Annotated in this window: 22 protein-coding genes; 1 reads left to right on the plus strand and 21 read right to left on the minus strand. The window is 54.6% G+C overall.

Annotated features, from left to right (window positions below; genetic code table 11):
* Positions 1-198, plus strand: a 198-nt coding sequence (locus tag AC27IT_RS20040; protein WP_487092065.1) for an IS3 family transposase, incomplete at its 5' end; no start/stop codon positions are given.
* A 59-nt stretch (positions 199-257) separates the two neighbouring features.
* Here AC27IT_RS20040 and AC27IT_RS20045 read toward each other — a convergent pair.
* The 21 genes from AC27IT_RS20045 to AC27IT_RS20145 form a co-directional block, all read right to left on the minus strand.
* Positions 258-1,091 carry an alpha/beta fold hydrolase gene (locus AC27IT_RS20045; RefSeq protein WP_283858324.1) on the minus strand — a complete coding sequence of 278 codons (834 nt, stop codon included), beginning with the start codon at positions 1,089-1,091 and terminating at the stop codon, positions 258-260.
* Positions 1,092-1,323: 232 nt separating this feature from the next.
* The gene (locus tag AC27IT_RS20050; protein ID WP_155808548.1) at positions 1,324-3,012 is read right to left on the minus strand and encodes a methyl-accepting chemotaxis protein; all 1,689 of its coding nucleotides are present in this window, start codon (positions 3,010-3,012) and stop codon (positions 1,324-1,326) included.
* An 88-nt stretch (positions 3,013-3,100) separates the two neighbouring features.
* A complete protein-coding gene (locus AC27IT_RS20055) occupies positions 3,101-4,093 on the minus strand; it encodes a sugar ABC transporter substrate-binding protein (protein ID WP_025844090.1) in 993 nt (330 codons plus the stop codon).
* Between the two features lie 408 nt (positions 4,094-4,501).
* On the minus strand, positions 4,502-5,521 hold the full coding sequence (gene iolG / locus AC27IT_RS20060) for an inositol 2-dehydrogenase (protein ID WP_025844089.1): 1,020 nt from the start codon (positions 5,519-5,521) through the stop codon (positions 4,502-4,504).
* A 194-nt stretch (positions 5,522-5,715) separates the two neighbouring features.
* Positions 5,716-6,711 (minus strand): sugar ABC transporter substrate-binding protein, encoded by a 996-nt coding sequence (locus tag AC27IT_RS20065; RefSeq protein ID WP_025844088.1) that lies wholly within the window; start codon positions 6,709-6,711, stop codon positions 5,716-5,718.
* 24 nt (positions 6,712-6,735) lie between these two features.
* Complete coding sequence (locus tag AC27IT_RS20070; protein ID WP_025844087.1) at positions 6,736-7,743, minus strand: ABC transporter permease; 1,008 nt, start codon at positions 7,741-7,743, stop codon at positions 6,736-6,738.
* A gap of 6 nt (positions 7,744-7,749) precedes the next feature.
* Positions 7,750-9,246, minus strand: coding sequence for a sugar ABC transporter ATP-binding protein (locus AC27IT_RS20075; RefSeq protein ID WP_312027473.1), 1,497 nt, complete (start codon positions 9,244-9,246; stop codon positions 7,750-7,752).
* A gap of 24 nt (positions 9,247-9,270) precedes the next feature.
* Positions 9,271-10,290: an inositol 2-dehydrogenase gene (gene iolG / locus AC27IT_RS20080; protein ID WP_025844085.1), complete on the minus strand. Its 1,020-nt coding sequence runs from the start codon at positions 10,288-10,290 to the stop codon at positions 9,271-9,273.
* Between the two features lie 140 nt (positions 10,291-10,430).
* The gene (locus tag AC27IT_RS20085; RefSeq protein WP_283858326.1) at positions 10,431-11,435 is read right to left on the minus strand and encodes a Gfo/Idh/MocA family protein; all 1,005 of its coding nucleotides are present in this window, start codon (positions 11,433-11,435) and stop codon (positions 10,431-10,433) included.
* A 76-nt stretch (positions 11,436-11,511) separates the two neighbouring features.
* Positions 11,512-12,321, minus strand: a complete 810-nt coding sequence (iolB, locus tag AC27IT_RS20090) for a 5-deoxy-glucuronate isomerase (RefSeq protein ID WP_026558071.1) — start codon at positions 12,319-12,321, stop codon at positions 11,512-11,514.
* On the minus strand, positions 12,314-13,282 hold the full coding sequence (locus AC27IT_RS20095; protein WP_026558072.1) for a transketolase family protein: 969 nt from the start codon (positions 13,280-13,282) through the stop codon (positions 12,314-12,316). The genes iolB and AC27IT_RS20095 overlap by 8 nt, the downstream gene beginning before the upstream one ends.
* 3 nt (positions 13,283-13,285) lie before the next feature.
* On the minus strand, positions 13,286-14,140 hold the full coding sequence (locus AC27IT_RS20100) for a transketolase (protein WP_025844082.1): 855 nt from the start codon (positions 14,138-14,140) through the stop codon (positions 13,286-13,288).
* Positions 14,137-15,060 carry a myo-inosose-2 dehydratase gene (iolE, locus tag AC27IT_RS20105; protein WP_007785976.1) on the minus strand — a complete coding sequence of 308 codons (924 nt, stop codon included), beginning with the start codon at positions 15,058-15,060 and terminating at the stop codon, positions 14,137-14,139. Before iolE ends, AC27IT_RS20100 begins: the two co-directional genes overlap by 4 nt.
* 195 nt (positions 15,061-15,255) lie before the next feature.
* On the minus strand, positions 15,256-17,124 hold the full coding sequence (gene iolD / locus AC27IT_RS20110) for a 3D-(3,5/4)-trihydroxycyclohexane-1,2-dione acylhydrolase (decyclizing) (protein WP_007785973.1): 1,869 nt from the start codon (positions 17,122-17,124) through the stop codon (positions 15,256-15,258).
* Between the two features lie 174 nt (positions 17,125-17,298).
* Complete coding sequence (locus tag AC27IT_RS20115; RefSeq protein WP_007785971.1) at positions 17,299-18,312, minus strand: zinc-dependent alcohol dehydrogenase; 1,014 nt, start codon at positions 18,310-18,312, stop codon at positions 17,299-17,301.
* Positions 18,313-18,404: 92 nt separating this feature from the next.
* Positions 18,405-19,610, minus strand: a complete 1,206-nt coding sequence (locus AC27IT_RS20120; protein WP_007785970.1) for a 6-phosphofructokinase — start codon at positions 19,608-19,610, stop codon at positions 18,405-18,407.
* Between the two features lie 26 nt (positions 19,611-19,636).
* Positions 19,637-21,073, minus strand: a complete 1,437-nt coding sequence (locus AC27IT_RS20125; RefSeq protein ID WP_283858327.1) for an aldehyde dehydrogenase family protein — start codon at positions 21,071-21,073, stop codon at positions 19,637-19,639.
* 75 nt (positions 21,074-21,148) lie between these two features.
* Positions 21,149-22,174, minus strand: a complete 1,026-nt coding sequence (gene iolG / locus AC27IT_RS20130) for an inositol 2-dehydrogenase (protein ID WP_283858328.1) — start codon at positions 22,172-22,174, stop codon at positions 21,149-21,151.
* A 33-nt stretch (positions 22,175-22,207) separates the two neighbouring features.
* Positions 22,208-23,410, minus strand: coding sequence for an MFS transporter (locus tag AC27IT_RS20135; protein ID WP_283858329.1), 1,203 nt, complete (start codon positions 23,408-23,410; stop codon positions 22,208-22,210).
* A gap of 309 nt (positions 23,411-23,719) precedes the next feature.
* Complete coding sequence (locus AC27IT_RS20140; RefSeq protein ID WP_007785962.1) at positions 23,720-24,721, minus strand: LacI family DNA-binding transcriptional regulator; 1,002 nt, start codon at positions 24,719-24,721, stop codon at positions 23,720-23,722.
* 249 nt (positions 24,722-24,970) lie between these two features.
* Positions 24,971-26,008 (minus strand): LacI family DNA-binding transcriptional regulator, encoded by a 1,038-nt coding sequence (locus tag AC27IT_RS20145; RefSeq protein WP_007785961.1) that lies wholly within the window; start codon positions 26,006-26,008, stop codon positions 24,971-24,973.
* Positions 26,009-26,053 lie beyond the last annotated feature (45 nt).

Below are 26,053 nucleotides of genomic sequence, written 5' to 3' on the forward strand. Positions count from 1 at the left end.
AACTGCCTAGACAACGCATGCATAGAGTCCTTCTTTTCCCATCTGAAAACGGAAACGTCGTACTTCTCTCAGTGTAAAACAGAGGAAGAGCTTCTTCAAGCCATTGATGAATACATATGGTTCTATAGCCATGAACGTTTCCAGAAAAGATTAAACCAGTGTGCCCCGGTTGAATACCGAGTCAAACTGGCTGCTTAAGCTTTTTAGTGTGTGTCTACTTGACAGGGGTAAGTGCAGCCTTTTGCCTTTTCCTTTTTCTAGCCCACATGTTTTTCAGCATGGATGAACTGAGCCAGCAGTGAGTTAAATTTGTCGGCATGCTCCCAAAACATCATGTGCCCGCCCAATACTTCCACCGCGGACTTCGGCGCATGCTGTTCAAGGAACCGTTTGGCCGTCTCTGCCCAATGCTCCGCCACCACCGTCAGCGTCGGCACAGACTCGCTCGCAAGCTTCGCCTCTGCCCGGTAATCGGAAAACATCCCGGACGCAAACAAGTTCGCCGCGATGTAGGGAGGCGTTTTCATGGACTGCTCGATAATCCAGAGCAGCTCTTCTGCCTGCAACTCTCTTTGTACCATAACCCCGGTCGCGTACGCTTCGATAAATTCCCGCTGCTTTTCGGAGTCCCGCAAATAATAGTTGTAGGCAGCGGCAATCTCGTCGAGCGGCCCTTCCACCCAGTCCTGCTCATGATTGGTCGACAGCGGCTTCGGCGACAGGTCGATAAAGACCAATGATTTCAAATCGCGCGTTCCGTGCTGTCTGACGTATTCCCACATCGTCAGGCAGCCAAAAGACCAGCCGACCAGCGTGACATCTTTCAGCTCCAGCGCCTCGATCACTTTTGCCAGGTCTGCGCCGTGTGTCGCGTAGTCATTTCCGTGCATCGTCACGGACGATCTGCCATGGCTTCGCGGGTCGAGCACGACGACTCTGTTCGTCTCTTGAAAATGCTCGACCTGCTTGTGGAACACTTCGGTAGTAAACGTCCAGCCCGGAATAAACACGATCGGCTTGCCCTGTCCTGTGTCCTGCACAAAAATTTCGACCCCTGGCTCCACCATCACGTACTTGCCGCCTTGAACCATCGCCGCCGCCTCCTAATCAGGTCGAATTATCAGACTTTTACACCGTTATTCGCTGCTGTCCAGAAAAACCCTTCTTTTCCAGGCTCACGCGACCACATCGGATGTTTTCAGCAGACGAATCGCTGCTGCGCTGATTGCTACGATGTAAAACAAGACCATCCCCGCAAGAAAGAGCAAACCGTAGACTCGCAGCTTGCTCATTTTCCTCGGCAATGCGCCGGACAGAAGCCGCTTACAGCCTGAACTTCCCGACCGCCGCCTGCAATTCATCCGCGAGGCTGGACAACTGCTTGGCCGAGCTGGCGATCTCTTCCATCGACGCAAGCTGTTCTTCGGTGGCAGCCGATACGTGCTGCATTCCTGCCGACACTTTCTCCGACATATTCCGCACATCCTGTACGACGGCAACATCGAGCTGTACCCGATCACACAGCCTGTGCAACGAGCTTGTTTCTGCTTCGATTTGCCGCGAAACCATCTGCACGTATCGCTCGATCTCCACGAACATGTCTCCTGCCGACTGGACAAGCTCCATCCCGGCAGCCACTTCTTGTTTCCCCGCTTGCATGGACTCCCCGACATTGACGGTCATTTCCCGAACGTTTTGGATGATCGACACAATCCGCCTCGTCGATGAGGTCGATTGCTCTGCCAGCTTTCTGATCTCATCCGCCACAACCGCAAACCCGGCCCCGTGCTCCCCGGCTCGCGCTGCTTCGATCGCTGCGTTCAAGGCCAGCAAATTCGTTTGCGAAGCGATGTTGGAGATCACCTCGACAATTTGCTCAATTTCCTTGGAATGCTGGCCGAGCGTGGCAACCATTTCGGCCAGTTGCTGAATCGAAGCGTGAATCGCGTTCATTTGCTCCTTGCTCCACTGTACCCCCTCGTTGCCGCGCACCGCTTTTTCCGCAGTCTCTGCAGATAGCGCAGCCGTCTCTTCGGCCTCCTTGGCAAAATCGCGAATCCGCGCGGAAAGCTGATGGATGGAACTGACACTTTCCTCAATCTGATGCAACTGCTGGTCTGAGCTGACCGCTACTTCCTGGACGATCTCGGTTATACTCTCCGTTGCCTGGCTCGTTTGCTCCGCGCTCGTCATGAGCTGCTCCGAGTAGGCAGCCAGGCGCTCGGCGCTTTCTTGCAGTTGCTGCACCAACTGCCGCAGGTTGTTTTTCATGGCATTGAAGCCGCGCACGAGCTGGCCGATTTCATCCTTGGACTGTGTGTGGACGTCTTCTGTGGCAATATGGCCCGAAGCGATGACCTCAATCGCCTTGGTCAGCGATTCCAGCGGCCTGGAGATCGAGCGGGCGATTTTGATTCCGATCCAGCCAGCGGCCACAACCGCCCCGACACTGATCGCAATCATCGTCAAAAGCGTCGAGGCGACATGCTGTTGATTGTCTGCCAGCTCCAGCTCGACCTTTTGTTCGAGCTGAGCCGTAATTTCCTCTGCCATGTCGAGCATGATGTTCCCAAACGGAATCACGCTGTGGACCGCTTCTGATTTGGCTTTTTCCCTGTCTGTCGCGCTCAGCGCGATGACGTGCTCCACCTTCTGCCCGAACATCGTATTCCATTCCCGCAAATAGTCAATTTTGGACTTCCCTTCTTCGCTATCCATCAAGGCAGCCGACTGCTCCAACAGCTCGCTGATTTTTTCGCTATCCTGCTGCAACAAAGACAGGTAGTCCTGATCGAACGTCAGCAAGTAATGATCGATATGCTGGTTGCGCTGGACCACGTAGTACTTCATATTTTTCACATGGCCTTCGAGAACGACCGTGTGATTCAAAACATCCAGGTAAGACTGGTTGACCTTGCTTAACGCCCAATAAGCGATGCCGCTCGTCACCCCGAGCAAAATGGCCATGAACAAAAAACTGCCGACTAATCGTTTTCCAATTGAACTTTGCACGCTGCTTCACCTTGTCGTGGAAAGGATAGTGAATAAGCAGAAAGAGGAAGTGTGACCTTCCTCCTCCGTCGCTTATTCCATGTGCTTTTTATTGCCCCAGCTTTGCTTTCAGATCCTTCAGCTTGGATTCCGCATTTTCTTTGGTGATCGTATCGAGTCCGCTGTCGATGCGTTTTTCCACCGGCTCGCCTTTAATCGCCGCCAGCGCATTTTTCACGCCGAGGTAGCCCATGTCATACGGCTTCTGCGCAACCGAGCCGAACAGGACGCCTTTGTTCACGGACTCAACCGCCTCAATGATTCCGTCGACGCCGACGACAGGGATTTTCAAGCCTTTTGCTTCCGTAGCGCGCACGGCTCCCAGCGCCATCTCGTCATTGGCCGCAACGACCGCTTTGACGTCTGGATGCGCTTGCAAAATGTTCTCCATTACCGAAGTAGCTTTTACCCGATCCCAGTCAGCCGACTGCGAAACTGCGATCTCCAGCCCGGCTTCCGTCAGCCCTCTTTTCGCTCCGGCAATCCGCGTCTCGCTGGCATAAGTTCCGGCGATTCCTTCGAGAATGGCGACCTTGTCCCCTTTGTTAAGCTGCTTGGCGACAAGCTGTGCGGCTGTATAGCCTGCTTCGTCGTTATTGGTTCCGATATAAGAGGTTTTATCCTCCCAATTCGGCACGTCTGTGTCGATCAACAGGACGGGGATGCCTTTTTCCTTGTACTTCTTCAATACCGGGAGAGCGGATTCAGGCTGGGAAGGCATCAAGACCAGCGCATCCGGCTTTTCATTCAGCGTCGTTTCGATCATGTTTACCTGCTCGATGACTTGCGATTGGTTGGAAGGAGCAATCACCTTTCCATCTACGCCAAACTCTTGAAAAGCAGCTTTTGCTCCCGCTTCCATGAATTTAAAATACTGCGCGCTCAGCTCCATCAAGACAACGGTGACTTTTGGCTTACCGTCTGAAGACCCTTGCTGATTTCCGTCCGTCGCTCCAGTGCTATTGTTTGCTTGCCCAGCGCAGCCGGCCAGAACGGAGAACATCATCATCAAAATCAATGGAATCGCAATTCTCTTTTTCATAGGAACCCCCCGTGTGCTCATTCTTTTTTGCTATAGCCCACATACGTTTTTGGAAAACCTCGACCGGCCTGCTCCCTCCTTCTCAACCTTTTGCGGCTTGAATAAGCGCTTAACCAATTCTCATAAAAAAATGGATAGAACATAGATTGCGCTGTGTTAAAACAGGCGAACATTCCCGTTTTTCAGCGCTTTTTGGCCGATGAAGTTGTCTCGTATGTTTGGTTAAGCGTTTTCTTAATGGCATTATAATACAGACCATTCCCGAGTGTAAACACTTTCATTTTGAAAAATCAAAATCGAAAGACTACTTATCCTGACACGCCTCCCCCAAATCGAGACAAGCGTCAGGACGCTGGCAGCCCGGCAGGTGCGGCTTCCTGCGCCTGATGTAACTGAATAATCTGAATTTCACTCCGGCTGATCGGCCGCTACTTGCACAGTCGTACCTGTCCGAAACGACTTGGTAGCCGCCTCCGCGATTTGCAGGGCGATTTTGGCATCGGCTGCCGATACCGCTGGCGCTTGCCGGTTGCGGATGCTGTCCACAAAGCTTTGCAATTGCAGGCAAAAAGCATCTTTGAATCTGGTCGGAAAATCGGGAATGAGATCGTGCGTTTTGCCTTTGGCCGTCATGATTTTCACATCGTGGTGCCGCAACGAGCCAATCTGGATCGTCCCTTCTGTCCCCATGATCTCCCCGCGTATATCGTAGCCGTAAAAGGCGTTGCGGCTGCCTTCGATGTCTCCCATTGCCCCGGAGTGAAAAGTCAGATGAGTCAACGCCTGATCGACATCGCGGCATTCCTCCAGAAAAGGATGCGCCAAAATGCGGCCAAACGCTGTGACCGAAGCGACCTCAGCGCCCATCAGATACCGGGCGATATCGTAATCGTGTATGCACAAGTCCAGAAAAATCCCGCCGCTATGCTTCATGTAGTCAAGAGGCGGAGAGCCGGGATCACGGCCGATGCCTTTAAAGTAGATCGGCTTGCCGATATCGCCTGCGTCCACCCGTTTTTTCGCTTCAGCATAGGCAGGATCAAACCTTCGCATAAAACCGACCTGGCACATGACGCGGTGCTCGCGGATGATGCGGATCGTTTCCTCTGCTTCTTCCGATGTTCGCGTGATCGGCTTTTCGACAAAAATATGCTTGCCGCTCTCTGCCGCCCGTTGGATCAGTTGTTTATGCGTGGCAGTCGGCGTGGCGATGATGACAGCGTCAATCTCGGGATTTTCGAAGATGTCGTCTACGGTATTGGTCGCGTGCCTGACCCCGAGCCTGCTCGCTACAGCTTCGGCGTGTTCCTTGCGGGTAGCGGCAACGACAGCAAGCTCCGCTCCTTTTACGCTGTTGACCAGATTTTCGGCATGGGAAAAACCAGCCCGACCAAGTCCCACTACGGCACAACGGACTGTTTCAGCCATCCGTCAGTCCCCCTTTTTGTTATCGAGTGCTGGAGCTGCCGCTTCGCCCAGAGAGCGAAAAACTACTCCCCCTGAGAATCGGCTGAGGCCAGCCATCTGGCCCTTGAGCAGCTCGCATTCAAGACAGGCGATTCGTACAAACAGCCTGACCGCGCCGAGCTTCGTAGCTTTTGTAGCGTTGATAGCTCCTTCCTTTATTTCCCTAGAAGCCCTTTCGCTTGGGCGAGCTTTGCTTCGGCATTGTCCGGCGTAATGACGTCAATCTCTGTCACGATTTGCTTAGGCACGGTTTCTTTGCGAATGGCTTTTACCGCATTTTCAACGCCCTTGTAGCCCATATCATACGTTTTCACCGCGATTGAAGCATCCATCGAGCCTTTCTGGATCGATTCAATCGCCTCGATGATGCCGTCCATTCCGACGACGGCGATATCCTTGCCTTTCGCCTCACTCGCGCGAATCGCGCCGAGCGCCATTTCATCGTTTGCGGCGACCACGCCTTTTATATCAGGATGGGCTTGCAAGACGTTTTCCATGACCGATACCGCTTCCACCCGATCCCAGTTCGCAGCCTCGGAAGCGGCAACGATCATTCCCGCCTGTTCCAGTGCCTCTCTCGCTCCTTGTACGCGCTTGGCGCTGGTCGGAGTGCCGGAAATCCCTTCGAGAATCGCTACTTTGTCTCCCCTGCTCAGCTTCGCTGCCAATGTTTCGCCCGCTTTTTGCCCGCTCAGCGCATCGTCGTTGCCGATAAAAGTCGTTTTGTCCTCCCAATCCACATCGCTGTCCAGCAACACAACCGGGATGTCTTTTGCTTTGTACTTCGCCAACGCCGAAACGACGGCAACAGGCTGGCTGGGAGTAAGCACCAGCCCATCGGGGTTTTTGTTCAGCAAGTCTTCAATCATGTTGACTTGCTCCATCACTTGTGTCTGGTTCGAGGGGGCCATGATCGTCCCGTCCACGTTGAAATCCTGGAACGCCGCTTTTGCCCCCGCTTCTATGAATTGGAAATACTCACTGTTCAACGTCTTCAAGACGACGTAGATTTTCGGCTTTTGTTCACCGGAACCCGTCTGTGGCTGCTGCTGAGTCGAAGAGCCTTCAGGACTGCCAGGCTGCTGCCCGCATGCTGCCAGGCTTAAAAGGACCATGCTTGAAAAAACGGCTTTCCAAATCTTCCTGCTCATCGTCCGCTCCTCCTCGACGCCTTCCTATTTTTTGGCCGAACGCTGGCGCAGGACATCGACGTACACGGCAGCGATAATGACAGAGCCGATGACGACCACTTGCAAATCGGAGGTCGTCCCGAGCAAGTTCAAGCCATTTCGCAGCACGGCGATGATGAGCGCCCCGATCAATGTGCCCCATACCGTCCCCACACCGCCGAAGAAGCTGGCGCCACCGATGATGACGGCTGCAATCGCGTCAAGCTCATACGACAATCCGGCAATCGGCGACGCCGAATCCGTCCTTCCGATCAGGACAAGGCCCGCCAGACCGGCCATCAAGCCGCTCAAGGTGTAGACGAGAATCAGAATCCGGTCCACAGGAATACCAGCCAGCCGGGCTGCTTCCTTGTTGCCGCCGATCGCGTAAATATACCGTCCCGTCGCTGTGCGCGTAAGAAACAGATGGAAAAGAATATACGTAATTATCACGAGAATAAAGCTCACGGGGAAAATCCCGATGTTTTCATAGCCGGCGTAGTTGATGATGAGCGGGAAGCCGAAAATCGGAGAGGCGGCTGTGATGATGAGTGCCAGCCCGCGAAAAATATTCATCGTGCCCAATGTAGAGATAAAAGGATGCGGCAATCTCAGCTTGGTGAGCAAAACCCCGTTGAACCATCCGCCGAGCGCTCCAATCGCGAGACACAGCAAAATCCCAAGCAGCGGGTGCATCCCCCAGTTCACCACGAAAATCCCCGTCGTTGTGATCGCCAATGCCAGCAGGGAGCCGACAGACAAATCAATTCCCGCCGTCAAAATCGGCAAGAGCATGCCGATGGCGAGCAACGCGTTGATGGAAGACTGCCGGGCGATATTCATCAAGTTTTCGGCTTGCAGAAAATTCGGAGAAAGAATGCTCAAGCACGCGGAAAGGATGAGGAGTCCGAACAAAGCCCCAAACTTGCCGACAAACGTTTTCCAATTCAAGCTCAGTGTCTTGCTGGCACTTGTCCCTGTGGTGACTGTCACAGAGTTGGACTGTTCCTTCATTTTCTATCAACCTCCTGTTGCTGCTTTCATGATTACTTCTTGCGTCGCTTCCTCCCGCTGCAGATCGGCGGTGATCCGTCCGTCGCTCATCACGAGAATCCGGTCGCACATCCCGAGAATTTCCGGCAAATCCGACGAAACAATCAGCACGCATGCGCCCAAGTCCACCAGGTCATTGATTAAGTTGTAGACCTCTACCTTTGCTCCCACGTCAATGCCGCGAGTAGGCTCGTCAAAAATAAAAATGCGCGCTTGGGTGAAAAGCCACTTGGCGATGACGACCTTTTGCTGGTTTCCTCCGCTGAAGTTCCGCCCCATCAGATTGATATTGTTCGGGCGAATCTGCAGCTCGCGCACGTACTTTTCCGCTACTTCCTTCATCTTCACCGGACTCAGCAGCCCGTTGCTTTTGACTTCGCGCAAATTGGCGATGGACATATTGAAAATAAGCGACTGATCGAGGAACAGCCCTTCCGTCTTCCTGTCTTCCGTAATGAACGCAAATCCTGCCTCGATGGCGTCGCGCGGCTGGCGAATCACCGCTTCTTTTCCGAAGACGTAGACTTTGCCCGTCTCCTTCGGCTCCGCGCCGAAGATCGTTTTCATCAGCTCGCTGCGGCCAGCGCCGACCAAACCGGAAAAGCCGAGAATCTCGCCCTGATAGGCAGCAAAGCTGATGGCGTGGGCAGCCCCTTTCAGCTTCAGGTTCTCCACCCGCAACGCTTCCTGTCCCCGGGTAAACGTCTTTTTCGGATACTTGTTATGCAGCGAGCGGCCGACCATCAGCTCGATCATCCGGTCAATGGACGTCGTGCTGACATCTACCGTTTCGATCTTTGCCCCGTCCCGCAAAACCGTGATCCGGTCCCCGATGCGCTTGATCTCTTCCAGCCGATGGGACACGTAAATGAACGTCATGCCCTGCTCCCGCAACGATTCGATCGTCGCCAGCAACTGCTCGGCTTCCTGGGCGCTCAGGCTCGATGTCGGTTCGTCCATAATTATCAGCTTGGCATTCAAAGAAAGCGCTTTAGCAATTTCCACTAATTGTTGCTGTCCGACCCCCAAGCTGCTCACCAATGCGTTCGGGTCGATGCTTTGCCCCAGCTTCGCCATCAGTTCCTTCGATTTTTCTCGCATGTACTTCCGATCCAGAAAAGAGTAGCGGCCGTGCTTTTTCTTTTCGTGGCCCAGAAAAATGTTCTCTGCGACCGAAAGATGCGGAATCAGGTTCAGCTCCTGATAAATCGTGGCAATGCCGATATCAATCGCATCGCTCGGCTTTGCGATCTCGACTGGCCTGCCGTCCCAGCGAATCTCGCCCTGGTCTTTCGTGTAGGCTCCGGTCATGATCTTGATAATCGTTGATTTTCCTGCGCCGTTTTCCCCGAGCAGGACGTGCACTTCTCCTTGCCGAACGTCCAGATGAACGTCGTGCAAGACCGTCACACCGGAAAATGCTTTGCTAATGCCCTTCATTTCCAGCAACGCCAAGGTAGTCACCTCCATTTTTTCAATTTGGATTGATTAAATGGACACTTTTTTATCGAGCTTTACCGTCTTCGCTGTTTGAAACGACTCGGTCGCTGCCGCTGCGATCTCCAGGGCGATTTTTCCGTCTGTTTCCGTGCACGCAGGCCGCTCTCCCTTTTGCACCGCGTCAATGAAATGAATCATTTCCAGCAGGTAGGCGTCCTTGAACTTCGTCGGGAAGTCAGGAATGATGTCATGCGTGCTGGCATTGGCAGTCAGCAAAAGAACATCGTGGTGGCGCAGCGATCCGATTTGAATGGAGCCTTCCGTGCCGATGACTTCGCCGCGGATATCGTAGCCGTACGGGGCGATTCGCATTGTTTCGATGTCTCCCGCCGCTCCCGAAGCAAAGGTCAGGGTGGTCACCGCCTGGTCGACATCGTGATAGTCTTTCATAAAAGTGTGCAAGAGCACATTCCCCGTCGCTGTAACCGTTTCCACTTCCGTCCCCATTAAAAAGCGGGCGATATCGTAGTCGTGAATGGCGACATCGAGGAACAGTCCTCCGCTGTGCTTGATAAATTCTGCGGGCGGGCAGTTGCCGTCGCGGCTCACTCCTTTAAAGTAGAGCGGCTTGCCGATATCCCCGGCCGCGATCCGTCTTTTTGCTTCCGCGTAAGCCGGATCGAATCGGCGCATGAAGCCTACCTGACAGAAAACGTTGTGTTTGTTTAACACTTGGATAACCTCGTCGGCTTCCTCTACGGTTTGGGTAATCGGTTTTTCAACAAAAATTTGTTTTCCGTGCGTCGCCGCCTGGGTAATCATCTCCGCATGAGTACTCGTAGGTGTGACCAAAACTACCGCGTCGATATTTGCGTCCTCAAATACTTCGCGAGGGTCTTTGGACCAGCCTGGAACTCCCAGCTCTCTTGCTACCTGCTCCGCGCGGCCTTCCAACGGGTCCACTACCTTTACTAGCTGGGCGCCTTTCACTTTTGTCGCAAGGTTTTCTGCATGCCAATATCCGAGTCTTCCTAATCCGATTACTGCCGTGCGCACTTGGCCGCTCATATTTATTCCTCCATCATCGCTATTTGCTAAAACGTTTTCTCTCAGAGTTTTAAGGTAACCGCTTACCTTAAGTTTAAATGAGGCTCAGTTGATTTTCAATTCAAATTTGTTCGAAAAAATATTTAATTCGATCATTTTTATTACGCCAGATTTACCCACTTGCCCGAGCGGATTGATTCATAGCAGGCTTCAATCACTTTCATGTTTTGCAAGATGCTCTCCCCGGAATAAAGCGGTTGGGAGCCGTCCAGCACGCATTGGGAAAAATGCTCGACTTCCAGCTTGTACTCGTTCCCGCGCACTTTTTCCACTCTGGACACGCCGTCTTCTTTTTCCACAATCACGATGCCTTCCCCGTCAAAATACTCGGGCAAATTGTAAGAGCGCGGCACCTGGATCGTCCCATGCGTCCCCACAATCTCGTACCGTTCACGGCGCACCATGTCAAAGCTGCAGTCAAACGTCGCCAGCATCCCGTTGTCCAGCTCCAGCAGCGCGACAGCCGACATGTCCACGTCAAATTCCGGATCGCGCGGGGAGTGGACGTACAGCCGTTTCGGTTCGCATTGCAAAATATTGCGGATGGAGTGAATGCAGTAGCACCCGATGTCGTACAAACTGCCGCCACCGAGCTGCGGGTCCAGACGGTAATCGCGGCTCCGGTCTTCGATCCGAAAGGTAAAGTTGGCGCGGATCAGCCTGGGCGTGCCGATCTCGTTGGCCGCGAGCAGCGCTTTCACCACTTGGTGCTGCGGATGGAACTGGTACATGAACGCCTCCATCAACAGCACCTGCCTGCTTTGGCAATGCTCGATCATCTCTTTTGTTTCCGCCGCATTCAGCGCGATCGGTTTTTCGCACAAAATATGCTTTCCTTTGTCTGCCGCCTTGAGCACCCATTCCTTGTGCATGCTGTTCGGAAGCGGAATGTACACGGCATCCACCTCGGGATCATCCAGCACTTCTTCATAGCTGTTATAGACGTTGGGAATATTGAATTTCGCAGAAACTTCCGAAACTTTTTCGTTCCGGCTGCCGATGGCGACAACCTCGGCGTTGTCCGCCTCCAGAATCGCCGGAATCATCGTGTTTACCGCGATTCTGGCTGTGCTCAACACGCCCCAGCGCACGCGTTTTTGACTCATCTGTGCTCCACTCCCCTTCTGCTTTCCCCTTCGTTTCAAGCAGGCCATAGGAATCCCCATGGCCCGCTTGCTTCGCTTACACCGTTTGCGTCATCATCCATTCATGGTCGGCATCGTTGGTAAATTTCCAGGTCCGCACTGGCCCCGCCATCGTATTCAAGTAGTACAGGTCGTAGCCGGGAGGTGCCGATACGGGATGGTAGCCTTTTGGCACCAGCACCACATCGCCGTCCTTGACCACCATCGTCTCGTTCAGCGAGCGGTCGTCCGTGTACACGCGTTGCAAGGCAAAGCCGTTCGCCTGTTTGATGCGATGGTAGTACGTCTCCTCCAGATACGCTTCGTTGGGCAGGTTCTCCTGGTCATGCTTGTGCGGCGGATAGCTCGACCAGTTTCCGTTTGGCGTGTAGACTTCGACAATCAGCAGGCTGTCCGCCGGTTGATCCTCAGGCAAAATGTTATGAATCCGGCGCAGCGTTTTGCCGGAGCCGCGCATGTCTACCCGAATGTCTTTTGGCGCGATCAGTCTCGCCTCGTACGTGCCTTTGCCCGGAGCTGTGCACACGGCGATCTCGGCATCTGTCAAGGCTTCTACCTCATACTGATCGCCAGATGGCACGTAGACGGCATAGGGCGGGATTTCTTCGAAAATGTGCATGCGCTGCCCGATGTTGTTCCACTCCTGCTGCTTTGTTCTCGCGTTGGCATACCCGCTGAGAAGCACGATGCACACTTCCTGCTCCCCTGTGTCCATGCTGATTTTGTCGCCTTTGGCAAGCGTGTACACCTCGAAGCCTACATAGCCCCAGTTTGCCGATTCCGGTGTGACCTTGACCACGCTTTTCTCCTGGTTTGGTTGCTGGCTCGGAACGATCAATTTAGACATTTTCCTTCTCCTTTCGCTGCAAAACTTCCTTTGCCCCTTGGACGATATCCTCGACGGCAATCTGGTATTTTTTCAGCAGGGCGTCGTTTGGCCCGGATTCCGAATTGAGATCGCGCACCCCGACTCTTGTCATCGGCACGGGCTTGTTCTCTACCAGCACCTCAGCTACAGCGCTGCCCAGCCCGCCGTAGATGCTATGTTCTTCTGTGGCGACAATCGCCCCTGTCCGTTCAGCGGCCTCCACGATAGCTTCCACATCTATCGGCTTGATGGACGGCAAGTGCAGGACACCCGCCTGAATGCCTTCCGCGCGCAGCAGGTTCGCAGCCTGAACGGCGCGGCCTGTTTGCGTCCCGGTTGAAATGATCGTCACATCCTGTCCTGCGATCAACTTGACGCCTTTGCCGAGCGCAAACGTGTGCGTTTCTTCCGCAAAAAGGGTCGGCAGCGGGTCGCGCGCCAGCCGAATGTACACGGGACCGTGGTAGTCGCGGGCGAACTCCATCACCTTTTTCACTTCGACCGCGTCCGCCGGAGCCAGGACGACCATGTTGGCCAGGCTGCGCATGATCGCGATATCTTCCAGACCTTGATGCGTTTTTCCCGTGCATCCGGTCAGCAAGCCGCTGTAGGCCCCGATCATTTTCACGTCCAGCTTCGGCTGGGCAATCGCCACGGCGATCTGGTCCAGAGAGCGTTTCACAATAAAAGCGGCAAACGTGCACACCCACGGCTGCAAGCCGACTGTTGCCAGACCGGAAGCGACTCCGAGCATGTTCTGCTCGGCGATGCCCATCTGCAAAAATTTGGCCGGATTCCCCTCCGCTACTTTATCCAGCTTGGTGGAGGTCGCCAGGTCGCCATCGACTGCGTACACTCGCGGATCGTCCTTCGTAAATTGCAGCAATGTTTCGCCAAACGCATCGCGCATGGCTACTTTTTTATCAAGCTGTAATTGCATCTTCTACACCCCCATATCCAGTTCTTCCAAGGCTGCTTTCAGCTCTTCCGCATTCGGCACTTTCGCATGCCATGTGTAGTTGTTCTCCATGAAGCTTACGCCCTTGCCTTTAACGGTGTGGGCAATTACGACGGTCGGCTTGCCTTGCACGCGCTTCGCCTGCTGGCACGCCTCGATGATCTGTTCCACATCGTGGCCGTCGATGGCAAGCACGTTCCAGCCGAACGCCGCCCAGCGGTCTTCCGGGGAAAAGATCGGGATTTCCCGTTCGCGGCCTTCCGTTCCCTTCCAGCCGAATTGCTGCAGCTTGTTGTAGTCCATGATGACTACCAGATTGTCCAGCTCGTATTTGGCCGCTACGTCCGCCGCTTCCCATACTTGCCCTTCCTGCGATTCGCCGTCGCCAATGATGCAGTATGTGGAGAACGCTTGCTGCTTCAGCTTTGCGCCCAGCGCCATGCCGACTGCGGCAGAAATTCCCTGCCCCAGCGAGCCTGTGGACATGTCCAGTCCGGGCAGCAGCTTCATGTCCGGATGGGCTTGCAGGCGAGAGTCGATATCGTCGAACGTTTTCAACTCCTCCACCGGGAAGTAGCCCCGCAGCGCCAGCACCGTATAGAGGGCGATCGCGGAGTGCCCCTTGGATAGCACAAAGCGGTCCCGCTCCGCCCACAGCGGCTCGTCAGGCTTGATATTCATCACGTCAAAATAAAGAGCGACCAAAAGATCGGTCACAGACAGCGGCCCGCCGACATGGCCTGCCCCTGCTTGGTGCACCGTTTGCAGAATCAGCCTCCGGGTCTCGCTGCTTTTCTTTTGCAGCCAATTGATTTTTTCCTGAGCGGAAACCGTCTTCATACTTTCTCACCTCTGGTTGATGATATCGTTTGCTCGATGAAGGCAATGGATCTTTTCGCGTATGCAAAAGGGTTGTGAACGAGCGGGTCCTGCTCGCCTTCGAGCATAGCCCAGCCTTGATAATCCCGCTCGACCAACTCCTTGAAAATCGGGGCAAAATCGAGGCTTCCATCACCTGGGACAGTGAACACCCCTCTGCGGATGCAGGTGACGAAATCAGCCTGTTCCGCCCTTGCCTGGTCGAGAACGCTTTGGCGAATATCTTTCAGGTGCACGTAGCCGATCCGCCCGTAATACTTTTGCAGCAGCTTCAACGGGTCGTTGCCGCCGTAGTAGGCATGGCCTGTATCGTACAGCAGGTAGACAAGCCCGGGATCGGTCATTTCCATCAGGCGGTCGATTTCCTCCGGCTGCTCCACGACCGTCCCGCCGTGATGGTGGTAAACGAGCTTCATGCCCAATTCGCGGCAAATCTCCCCTGCCTGGTTCAGCCCTTCGGCCAGGCTTTTCCACTGCTCATCTGTCAAGTGTGCGACCTGCTTTTCATGCGGGGAGCGGCGCGGGTCCCAATGCAGCGAGCCGCCAACTTCTGCCGTGCTGACGACTTCTGCTCCCATCGCCTTGAGGAATTGCGCGTGCTTCCGGTAAGCCTGCAGCTCCTCGTCGCGGCGCTGCGCATCCGAGAACAGCACGGACTTCCACTGCGAGGTCAGCCGCAGCCCCCGTTTGCCCAGCTCCTGCTGCAAAACAGCCGGATCGGCAGGGAACTTCCTGCTCATTTCCACACCTGTAACGCCAAGGCTGGCTATCTCATCCATGACCTGCTCGTAGGAATAGTGATCCCCGTGTTCTTTGACATCCTCCCCGACCCAGTTGATCGGGTGAACCCCCAGCTTGAAGTTGTATCCTTTATCTGTCATGACTGTCGCCCCTTTTGATTAAGCGCTTAACTCGACGCGTTTAGAAACTTGGCTGCGCCACGCCATTGGCGGAGCCTTCGTACCTATAAGGCACAGCGGTTGCTTGCTCGTTCCACTCGAAGTCTCGTCTGTTGCCCTCCTGCTGGACAAGAGTTTTAGCCATTCTTGCCTGTTGCATAAAAACGCCGGCAACGCTTACATTTTTTTCGCAATCTCGATCTGCTTGTTCATCGCTTCATAAGCGGCTTGAACCTTTTTGCTCGCGGATACTTCCGCTACCCCGAGCCGCCACCACGACTCGTAGCCGGACGAGCACGTTCCGGGAAGCACCTTGATGTCAATCAGCGTCGTGACAGTCTCTTCCTTCGCCTGCTGCAAGGCCGCTCTCAGCTCTTCCACAGTGCGGGCCGTATACGCCTTCGCGCCCATGCTTCTGGCGTGGCTGGCAAAATCAATCTGCAAATACTCGCCCGTCAGCCGGTTCGTCTGTTCGTCGCGATAGCGGAACTCGTTGCCGAAGCCTTCGCTGCCATGACCGCGTTGCAGGTTGTGGATGCAGCCGAACCCGTTGTTGTCGAACAGCAGGATCGTAAATTTTTGCCCTTCCTGAATGCTCGTGACCAGCTCCGAATGAAGCATCAAGTAACTGCCATCCCCGACGACGGCGTACACTTCCTGATCCGGGCTTGCCATCTTCACGCCGAACGCGCCGGACACCTCGTAGCCCATGCACGAGAAGCCGTATTCCATATGGTACGTTTTCGGGGCCTTGCATCTCCACAGGCGGTGCAAATCTCCGGGCAGGCTTCCGGCAGCAGCGACAATGATGTCCTTTTCGCCCAGGAAGCGGTTGATCTCGCCCAGCGCGAGCATTTGCGACAAGCCTTCCGCCCGCTCCACAGAGCAGACCCGGTCCACTTCTTCGTCCCACTCCTTCTTCAGAGCAGCAATCGCTTCCGGCGAGTAGGCGGACTTGTATTCCGCTTGCCGCAGTGCGCCTGTGATTGCGACCAGCGCTTCCTTCGCGTCGGCTACCACGGCCTTTCCGTTCATTTTCAGCGCGTCGTAGGAGCTGACATTGATGCTGACGAACTCCACATCTGGATTTTGGAAGGCCGTTTTGGATGAGGTAGGGAAGTCAGTCAGTCTCGTTCCGACGCCGATAATCAAATCGGCCTCTTTGGCCAGGCGGTTTGCGGCGAGCGAGCCTGTGACGCCAATCGAGCCTACTTGAAGCGGGTGGTCCCATGGCACCGCGCTTTTTCCCGCTTGCGTCTCCGCTACCGGAATGCCAAACTCCTCGGCGAAGCGAATCAGTTCTGCCGTAGCGAGCGAGTAGTGCACGCCGCCCCCGGCGATAATCAGCGGCCGCTTTTTTGTCTGGATCGCTTCCGCTGCCCGTGCGAGCGCAGCAGCCGACAGCGCTCTTCTTTCGACGAAATGGACGCGCTTTTCAAAAAACTCAGCCGGGTAATCGTACGCTTCGCTTTGCACATCCTGGGGCAGAGCCAAGGTGACCGCGCCAGTGTCGACCGGGTCCGTCAGCACCCTCATCGCGTTCAGGGCGGCCGTCATCAACTGCTCGGGACGTGTAATGCGGTCCCAGTACTTGCTGACCGGCTTGAACGCATCGTTGGATGAAATCGTGTAGTCAGCAGGGTTTTCAATTTGCTGCAAGACCGGATCAGGCTGGCGGCAGGCAAAAATATCGCCTGGCAAAAACAGCACCGGAATCCGGTTCACCGTCGCTGTCCCGGCGGCTGTGACCATGTTCAAGGCGCCGGGCCCAATCGAAGACGTGCAGGCAAAAATCTCTAGCCTGTTCTTTTGTTTGGCGTAGGCAATGGCCGCATGCGCCATTCCTTGCTCGTTTTTCCCCTGGATGTAGGTCAACTCTCCCTGAAAATGCTCCAGCGCTTCGCCCATCCCTGTCACATTTCCGTGTCCGAAAATCCCCATGACGCCTTTGACGAATTTTCGTTCCTGACCGTCCACGGAAATGTATTGATTGTCCAAAAATCGCAGCAATGCCTGAGCCATCGTTAAGCGGATTGTTTTTGCCATGTTATCCTCCCTCAGCTTCGATGTTTCTCTCCACGTAACTGTTAAGTTAAGCGCTTTCTCTTCCTTGATTATACTCGATTCCCGAGCTTCCACAAACCCTTTTTTTCATTTTTTTCTGTCTTTTCCGGCAGTTGGCTGGACGCGTGCAGACTACCGCTCGCGGATCGCAGGCGATTACGCGGGCTGCACGATCACCTTGATCGCTTCTCCTTTTTTCATCACGTCGATTCCTTCCGTGATGCGCTCCAAAGGAACCCGATGGGTAATCAGCCGCTCCAAATTCAGCAGCCCTGCCTCCATGACCTTCACTACTTTCGGGAACGTGTGGTTCGAGATATACGTGCCTTTTACGGTTACCTCATAGCGGGTAATATCGTTTTGCTTGATCGGCGGCAAGGCGTGCTGATTCATGCCCACCAGCAAAATTTGTCCCCCTCTGCGCACCAGCGTCAGGCTCTGATCGAACAGCGAACCAACACAGTCGATGACGACATCCGCCCCGATTTTCGTCGCGTCCTGTACAGACTTCGCCACGTCGCTTGTTTTTGGGTTCACCGTCACATTCGCCCCGGATATGCGGGCGTATTCCAGGCGATAATCCGAGAAATCAACGGCCACGATCGTTCCGGCTCCCGCCGCTTTCAACATCTGGATGAACATTTGTCCCATCGGCCCTGCGCCCAGCACGACAGCGCTCTCGCCCGGCTGCACCTTGATTTTGTCCATGCCGTTGATGACGCAGGACAGCGGTTCGGCAAAGACGGCAATCTCCGGCGGAACCGAGTCTGCGATTTTGTGCACATTTCTGGCTGGAACGACACTGTAGGAAGTCCAGCCCCCGTCCACGAAAATACCCATCGTCGACATATGCTCGCACATGTTCACGTATCCCATCTGGCAATAATCACAGTACCCGCACGTCAGCGTCGGATCGACTACCACCCGGTCGCCCACTTTGACGTTCGTGACATCCGCTCCTGCCTCTACCACTTTTCCGACGTACTCATGTCCCTGAATCACGCCTGCCGTCGCCGGATGTCCCGGAGGATTAGCCAAAATATGCACGTCTGTGCCGCAGATGCTGGCTGCCTCCACCTTGATCCGCACTTCATCTGCCTTCTGTATGACCGGAACCGGCCTTTCCTGCAAGGAAAATTTCCCTGCCTGCTCAAATACGCCAGCTAACATGACCCATTCGCTCCCTTCTGCTGTTTAAGCTGCATCCGTTCTGTTTTTTCCGCTTCCTCGTCCCTCTTGTCCGCGCCCGACTGCGCCGCCCTTCAGGAAATAAAGTGCTGGTAAGCAGGCAGGCCGTTTTTCATCGGAATGGACACCTCGCCCTGAATGAGCGGATATATATAGTCGAAAAACTCGGCTTTGACAAAATGGCTGTCGGCGTCGTACCACTCCAGCGGAAACAGCTTTTCTTTTCCCGCTACTTCCGCGAGGGGGACGGAGCCGTATTCCACGGCGTAAAACGGCCCCTTTTTGCGCTGCAGCGTGACCATCGCTCCGTTGATCCCCTGCCTGGCGTGATAGCAAGCGTGTTTTCCCGCCAAATACGCCTCCTCGACATCCACCCCGGACGAGAACATCATCCCGCTGCGCTGCCAAATGCTCGGCAAAATATATCGCGCGGACAAGCCCGCTCCCTGATTGGCGATGGCGTCCTTCAAATAGCCGGCCACGCCGCCGAGCTGCGGACGCCCGACCGCATCCCGCGCCAGAGCGTTGTCGGCAATCAGCCTGCCTTCTTTGTCGCGGATGCCTTCCGAGACAATGACCAGGGCTGAACCGTGTTCCTCGTACTTTTTTTGCACATCGCGCAAAAACGTTTCTTCGCAAAAAGGCGATTCCGGAATGTAAATCAACAGCGGAATGCCTGTTTCCTGCTGCAGCCCCAGCGCGCACGAGGCCGCCAGCCAGCCTGTATTGCGCCCCATCGTCTCGACAATCGTGATGCGATTGCTTTTCGGCAAGCTCATAATGTCCATGGACATGTCGAGGATGGAGGTGGCGAGAAATTTGGCTGCGCTGCCAAAGCCGGGCGAATGATCGGTTTGCGTCAAATCGTTGTCTACCGTCTTCGGCACCCCGATCACATTCAGCTCGTACCCTTTTTTCCGGGCAGCCTGATGGATCAAATGAGCGACGTGCATGGACCCATTCCCGCCGATGTAGTAAAAGTAGCGAATGTCGTTCGCCTGCATGTGGGCGACGATGATTTCGATCTCGTGGGCGCTCAGCTTGTAGCGCCAGGAGCCGAGCGCCGCGCCCGGCGTCATTCTCAGCATCTCTAGCTGCGGTTTGGACAGTTGACCCAGATCAATGTAGTCCTGGTTGAGCAGACCGTACACCCCTCTTCTCGCCCCATAAACCTTCCGGATCTGCGGCGATTGAAGAGACTCCTCAATGATTCCGTACAATGAATTGTTGATAACAGCGGTTGGTCCACCGGATTGAGCGATCAGGCAGTTTCCGGTCATTTCCACACTCTCCATCCATGATTCATCTACTCTTCCAGGTTGATGACAACGGCCACCGTCTCGACCATTTCCTCAATCGCAAATGCCGGGCCTTCTTTCCCGATTCCGCTTTCCTTGACGCCTCCGTACGGCATCTGGTCGGCACGGAAGCAGCACGTATCGTTGACGATCACGCCGCCTACTTCCAGCAGATGCGGCAGCTTGTGGGCCAGGACGAGAGATTTGGTGTACACGCCTGCCTGCAAGCCAAACTTGGAGTCGTTGACCAGCTTCACCGCTTCCTCGATCGTTTCGTAGGACGCCACTGTAACTACTGGCGCGAATACTTCCTCGTCGTACACTTTCATGCCCTTTTTCGCCTGGGTAATGACCGTCGGATAGTAGACGCTTCCTTCCCTTTTGCCCCCGGTCAACACTTTCGCGCCCTTTGCTGCCGCTTCGTTTACCCATGCCTCGATCCGCTGCGCTTCTTTTTCGCTAATCATCGGCCCTACGTCCGTGTCCGGGTCGAGCGGATTGCCCACCTTGAGCTGCGCCACCCGCTCCAGGAAAAGCTCCATGAACTTCGCTTCCACTGCCTTGTGCACGAAAATGCGCTGTACGGAAATGCAGATTTGCCCCGCATTGGCAAAAGCCATTTTCGCCAGCTTGTTTGCCGCCTGCTCGACATTGCCGTCTTCATGCACAATCGTCGCCGAGTTGGACCCGAGCTCCAGCGTGACTTTGCGCATGCCGATCGTCTGCTGGATGTGCTTGCCTACTTCCGGCGAGCCTGTAAACGAATACTTTTTGATCCGCTGGTCTTTCAGCAACTGTTCGCCAACCGTCGCACCGCCGCCGACCACGCATTGCACGTACCCTTTTGGCACGCCTGCCTGCTGCAACAGCTTGCACAGCAGCAGAGCGGAATGGGCCGTATCCGTAGCAGGCTTGACGATCACCGGATTTCCTGCCGCCAAGGCCGGAGCCACCTTGTGCGAAACCAGGTTTAGCGGGAAGTTGAACGGCGAGATCGCGCACACAATGCCGATCGGCTTTTTGATCGTATAGATCAGGCGCGATTCGTTTCCAGGGGAAGCCTGGCTCGGGATGATCTCCCCTCTCAGCTTTTTCGCTTCCTCCGCCGCCAAAAGAAACGTCGTCGCGGAACGAATCACTTCCACTTTCGCATCGCGAATCGGCTTGCCGCCCTCCTGGGCAATGCAGTTGGCCAACTCCTCGACGTTTTCCTTAATCAGTTGGGAAGCTTTCACCAGCACGTCGTAGCGCTTTTCTGCGGAAAAAGGCGTATGGTAGAAAGCGTACTCGGCTGCCTCTACTGCGCGATCCACCTCTTTTTCCCCCGCCTTGCACACCTGCATGTACAGCTCTCCTGTGTACTTGTTGTAAATCGGATGCGTCTTCGCTGTCTCTACCCACTCCCCGTCGATGAACAAACGTTGCACTTGCTTCACTGCTTCCATTTCTTCTCCCCCCTGAACATTTAGATAAGCGCTTAACCTAATCCGTAAAAAAAATTGGAACAAAAATGCTGGGCCTTACACAGACTGGACTGCGCTGATTTCTTCGAGCTTGACCGGCCTGTTTTCGGCAAACGACTTCTTCGCCGCCATGGCGATCAATTCAGCCTGGAAGCCATCATAGCCGCTGACCGGAACTTCCTTGTCCAACAGGATGCTGTCGATGAAGTCTTCGATTTCCTGTACAAAAGCGTCGGTGTACCGCTCCAGGAAGAAATACTTGGGCTTATCCCGGAAAACTCCCTCGGCTGTGCTGATCTCTGCGGTGGTCGGCGTGACATTGCTGACGGTCACACATCCCTTCGACCCTAACACCTCTACCCGCTGGTCATAGCCGTACACGGCTTTTCTGCTGTTGTCAATGACCCCAATCGCGCCGTTTTTGAATTTCAGCGTCGTAATCGCCGTATCCACGTCGCCGCATTCTGCGAACAGCGGGTCCACGAGCACCGCCCCTTGCGCAAACACTTCCTCGACTTCGCTGCCAACCAAGTATCTTGCCATGTCAAAATCGTGAATCGCCATGTCGAAGAACAGACCGCCGCTGGCTGCTACGTAGTCTTTGCCCGGCGGATGCGGGTCCCGCGAAGTGATGCGCAAAATGTGCGGTTCGCCGATTCCCCCTTCTTTGACGGTTTGATGAGCCTTTTTCAAGCTGTGGTCAAACCTGCGGCAAAAGCCCACCTGGAACTTCACTCCGGCCTCTTTGACGACTTCGAGCGCCTCTCTCGTCTGCTCCAACTGAAAGCTGATCGGCTTTTCGCAAAATATGTGCTTGCCCGCTCTCGCTGCCTCCGTGATGATGGGGACGTGCGTATCGGTGGGCGAGCAGATCAAGACAGCCTGGATGTCCGGGTCTTGCAAAATCGCCTTGTAATCATCGGTGACAAGGGGAATCCCGATGCTGCCAGCCCACTCTCGCACTTGCTCTGCGAAAATATCCGAAATCGCCTTCAATTCGACGCGGTGCAGTTTGACCAGATTTTCCGCGTGCAGCTTCCCGATGCGCCCTGCTCCAATGATGCCAACCTTTACTTTGCTCATCGTGATCTCTCCTCTTCCGGTTAAGGCAGGCCGTCACTTCCTGTCCAAAGAAACGCCTGTCGTCAGTGATCTTTTTTCTGCCTTGCTCCAATATATGGATAGTCCTGCAGCCAACAATCCAGACAAACTGGCGAAGATGAAGCCAGTTGCCAATCCGCCGCCTGAATTTAGCCAGCCCGCAAGAAAAGGCCCCAAGAAAATGCCCAACGAATAGATCGCTTGATAAAAGCCCATTGCGGTTGCCCGCTTTTCACTTTCTATGTACTGAATCGCCATTCCTAAAAACAGCGGAAAGCCCATTCCCTGCGTAAAGCCGTTGCCGATTTGCGTCAGGCACAGCGTGAGCATCGTGTCCGCATACGGGATCACGACCGTAAAAGCGGCGCTGCCCGCAAACCCGATGGCGAGCGTGGGCCAATGTCCGAAGCGGACGGCAAAATATCTCCCCGCCACAATAGAGGCCACAGCGTGCGGCAGCATGAACGCGACGACAAGCCAGCCAAGACTCTCCTTGTCTGCGCCGATCTTCAATGCCTGCAACGGCGTAAAGCCGTACATCGTAATGAACAGCATGCCGTGGGCGATAATGGACAAAATGGATACCTTCAGCAAAATCGGCTCTTTCATCACGTTTGCCAAATCTTTTGGCTCGATCGGCTTCCGGGATGCTTCCGGCTTCGGCTCGCGAATCAAAAAGGAGAGCGCCAGGCCGAGGAAAGCCACTCCTGCCCCGATCCAGAACGGGGCATTCCACCCCCAGCGGCTGACCAGGTAGCCGCTGACCCCCATCCCCATCAATTGAGCGGAAACGGTAATAAAATGGATCGTCGACATCGCTTTTGTAACGTTTGCCCCGGTAAAATAGCTCGAATACAAAACCGTAAAGACAACCCAGGCCGAGGCCGAAATCCCGGCGACCGCCCTGGAAAAAAGCGCCCATCCGACATGATCGGTGACAGCAAAGCCGAGGCAGCTAAGCAGGCTGGTCACCATGCCAAGCCAGATAAACGGCCGTCTGACCTGCCTGTAATCCGACAGGACGCCGATCGGCAAGCGCAAAAGAAGCTGGGTCACGCCGTAGCTGCTCAAAACAACCCCGATCAGCATGTACGAGGCGCCCTTGTACTCCAGGTACGGCGACAGTATCGGCGTGTACAAATATTGAGAAGCCCAGTACATAAAGGTGACGAAGACAAATACGATATGATCCTTTGCTTCGAGCTGCTGTGCCTGCATCTTGCTCATCGCCTTTTCGCACAAAATGTCACTTCATATTGGTTAAGCGTTTTCCCTAACTCTATTATAGGGGATGCTCCGCGCGTGTGTAAAGAATTAATTCTGAAATGCACAAATCAACGCAATTGTTAGACTATTAACCACCTGTTGCGCTGGACGGCTTGGATGCGCTGGACAGGCGCATCCTCGCTTTTGCCTCCGTCCGCACCATTGAACACGGCTCGCTTGAACAAACAATGGGCGCTCTTTCGCTCCTTTTGCTTTGGCGGACGTAAAAAAAGCACCCTGTTTCCCCGGTGCTTTCTCGCTTCATTTTCTGATTCGTTTGGTCGATTCGCGCACGCACAGTTCCGGCAGCATCACTACCCGCTTTTTCCCTTTCTTTTCCCCTTTGATTTCCTCGATCAACAGGTCCATCACTTGCCGGCCCATATCGTGAAACGGCTGGGCGACCGTCGTTAGCGGCGGATTGGAGATAGCAGCGAGAATCGTGTTGTCGTAGCCGACTACTGAGACGTCATCGGGAATCGACAGACCCAGCTCTCTCGCCGCCTGGATAATCCCAATCGCGACCAAATCATTGCCTGCGAAAATGGCGGTTGGCCGTTCAGCAGCCTGCAGCATTTTCAAGCCCATCTGTTTGCCGCCTTCTACAGACGACGGACCAAAAAGGACGTATTTTTCATCATATTCCAAACCATTTTCCTGCAAGGCGTGGCGGTAACCGCGCGTGCGCTCCCGGCCGACCTCCAGATCGAGCTGGATTGCGCCAATCTGCTGATGGCCCAGGTCGAGCAAATGCTGTGTCGCGTTGTAGCCGCCGATGAAATCATCCACGGTTACCGTATCGACGGACACAGTGGAGACGTCGCGGGCCAGTACGGCGATCGGAATTTTCAGATTCAGCAAGTCGCGGATCACGGCATCATTTTGAAATCCGGACGCAAGAATAAACCCGTCCACGCTCTTTTGCTTAAGCAGCGAGATGTACTTCGACTCCTTTTCCGGGCGATAGTCCGTGCTGCACATGACGATGCTGTAGCCCAGCTCGTGGCCCCGGTCCTCGATACTTCGCGCCAGCTCGGCAAAGAACGGGTTCGCCAGGTCGGGAATCAACAGGCCGATGGAGTACGTCGACTTGCCCGTCAAGGCGGAAGCCACGAGGCTCGGCTGGTAATCCAGCTCCTTCATGACCTGCAATACTCTTTGGCGCGTCTTTTCCCCGATCCGCCCCGTGTTGTTGATGACCTTGGACACGGTTGCAATAGACACGTTCGCTTCCCTTGCCACATCATAAATGGTTTTTTTCATTGTAGTTTCCTTCCTTCCATCATAGTGATGGCGATCTATCTGACGTCCGGGATGAACTTCGTTTTCATTCCAAGTGATTAAGCGCTTTAAGCTTATATTTATTGTAAAGAACAAATAATCGCGAAGCAATAACCCATATCCGCGCGCAGGGCAGCACGGAGGGGCACAGAGGGGACACGGGGCATCCCCGACCGCGTCACGGCTTCTGGTTGGGCCGCCGCCAATAAAAAAACGCGTAGCAGAAAACCGCTAGGCGTTTGACTTTTGCTTGCTTATACTTCTCTCTTTTTTCAGCCGCGTGGTCGAGTCGCGGACGATGCGTTTCGTATTCAGCACGATTCTGCTTTTGTATTGCTTTTCCCCTTTGATCTCGGCCACGATCAGGTCCATCACTTCGCGCCCCATGTTCTGAATCGGCTGGGCAATCGTCGTCAACTGCGGATCAATGATCGTCGCAATTACCGTATTGTCAAAACCTACGACCGAGATATCCTCCGGGACGCGCAGCTTTTTCTCGCGGATCGCCTCGATTGCCCCGATTGCCAGCAGGTCGTTACAGGCAAAAAAGGCAGTCGGCGGGTCGGGGGAGTTCAAATAATCGAGCGCGATTTTTTTGCCCCACGGGACGTTCGACTCCAGCGTAAACTGGCTGAAAGCGTACTCGCGAATCCCGCCATGATCTTCCAGCGCTTTGCGAAAGCCGCGGATTCTTTCCCGGTTGCTCCAGACGTCGCGGGCGATAATCGCGATTTTTTGATGGCCCAGCTCGATCAGGTAGGAGGCCGCATCGTACCCGCCCTGAAAATCGTCAATACACACCGCGTTCACATTGAAGGCTGGGACGTCGCGGGCGACGATGGCGACCGGATACTTTTCCGCGATCAGCTTTTCCACCTCCAAGGTGTTCTCGAAGCCCGAGGCCAAAATGAACCCGTCTACATTTTTTCGCTTCAACAGCTCGATATACTTCGCTTCTTTGTCGGGGTTGTAGTCCGTGCTGCAAATGACCAGGTTGTACCCTAGCTCATTCCCGCGGTCTTCGATGCTGCGCGCCAGCTCGGCGAAAAACAGGTTCGACAAATCCGGAATCAAAAGTCCGATGGTGTACGTATGCTTCCCGGTCAGTGCAGTAGCGATCACATTTTGCTGATAGTTCAGGCTGCCAATGACCTTCCATACTTTATTTTTCGTTTTCTCGCTGATTCGGCCGGTATTGTTGATGACTTTCGAGACAGTAGCAATCGACACCCCCGCTTTCTTTGCTACATCGTAAATGGTCGGCTTCATCTCTACCCTCTCTTTGTAAAGAAAAATCGGTCTTGAAACATGTTT

The sequence above is a fragment of the Brevibacillus sp. YAE8 genome, from assembly GCF_057543335.1.

What these genes read in the sequence shown, in the direction of transcription:
- AC27IT_RS20070 (WP_025844087.1), bottom strand. Translation starts at nt 7,743, where the DNA reads ATGAAGGAACAGTCCAACTCTGTGACAGTCACCACAGGGACAAGTGCC.
- iolG (WP_283858328.1), bottom strand. Translation starts at nt 22,174, where the DNA reads ATGAGCAAAGTAAAGGTTGGCATCATTGGAGCAGGGCGCATCGGGAAG.
- iolD (WP_007785973.1), bottom strand. Translation starts at nt 17,124, where the DNA reads ATGGCAAAAACAATCCGCTTAACGATGGCTCAGGCATTGCTGCGATTT.
- AC27IT_RS20140 (WP_007785962.1), bottom strand. Translation starts at nt 24,721, where the DNA reads ATGAAAAAAACCATTTATGATGTGGCAAGGGAAGCGAACGTGTCTATT.
- AC27IT_RS20055 (WP_025844090.1), bottom strand. Translation starts at nt 4,093, where the DNA reads ATGAAAAAGAGAATTGCGATTCCATTGATTTTGATGATGATGTTCTCC.
- AC27IT_RS20045 (WP_283858324.1), bottom strand. Translation starts at nt 1,091, where the DNA reads ATGGTTCAAGGCGGCAAGTACGTGATGGTGGAGCCAGGGGTCGAAATT.
- AC27IT_RS20125 (WP_283858327.1), bottom strand. Translation starts at nt 21,073, where the DNA reads ATGGAAGCAGTGAAGCAAGTGCAACGTTTGTTCATCGACGGGGAGTGG.
- AC27IT_RS20115 (WP_007785971.1), bottom strand. Translation starts at nt 18,312, where the DNA reads ATGTTAGCTGGCGTATTTGAGCAGGCAGGGAAATTTTCCTTGCAGGAA.
- AC27IT_RS20145 (WP_007785961.1), bottom strand. Translation starts at nt 26,008, where the DNA reads ATGAAGCCGACCATTTACGATGTAGCAAAGAAAGCGGGGGTGTCGATT.
- iolG (WP_025844085.1), bottom strand. Translation starts at nt 10,290, where the DNA reads ATGAGCGGCCAAGTGCGCACGGCAGTAATCGGATTAGGAAGACTCGGA.
- AC27IT_RS20135 (WP_283858329.1), bottom strand. Translation starts at nt 23,410, where the DNA reads ATGCAGGCACAGCAGCTCGAAGCAAAGGATCATATCGTATTTGTCTTC.
- iolE (WP_007785976.1), bottom strand. Translation starts at nt 15,060, where the DNA reads ATGACAGATAAAGGATACAACTTCAAGCTGGGGGTTCACCCGATCAAC.
- AC27IT_RS20095 (WP_026558072.1), bottom strand. Translation starts at nt 13,282, where the DNA reads ATGCAATTACAGCTTGATAAAAAAGTAGCCATGCGCGATGCGTTTGGC.
- AC27IT_RS20065 (WP_025844088.1), bottom strand. Translation starts at nt 6,711, where the DNA reads ATGAGCAGGAAGATTTGGAAAGCCGTTTTTTCAAGCATGGTCCTTTTA.
- AC27IT_RS20100 (WP_025844082.1), bottom strand. Translation starts at nt 14,140, where the DNA reads ATGAAGACGGTTTCCGCTCAGGAAAAAATCAATTGGCTGCAAAAGAAA.
- AC27IT_RS20120 (WP_007785970.1), bottom strand. Translation starts at nt 19,610, where the DNA reads ATGACCGGAAACTGCCTGATCGCTCAATCCGGTGGACCAACCGCTGTT.
- AC27IT_RS20085 (WP_283858326.1), bottom strand. Translation starts at nt 11,435, where the DNA reads ATGAGTCAAAAACGCGTGCGCTGGGGCGTGTTGAGCACAGCCAGAATC.
- iolG (WP_025844089.1), bottom strand. Translation starts at nt 5,521, where the DNA reads ATGGCTGAAACAGTCCGTTGTGCCGTAGTGGGACTTGGTCGGGCTGGT.
- iolB (WP_026558071.1), bottom strand. Translation starts at nt 12,321, where the DNA reads ATGTCTAAATTGATCGTTCCGAGCCAGCAACCAAACCAGGAGAAAAGC.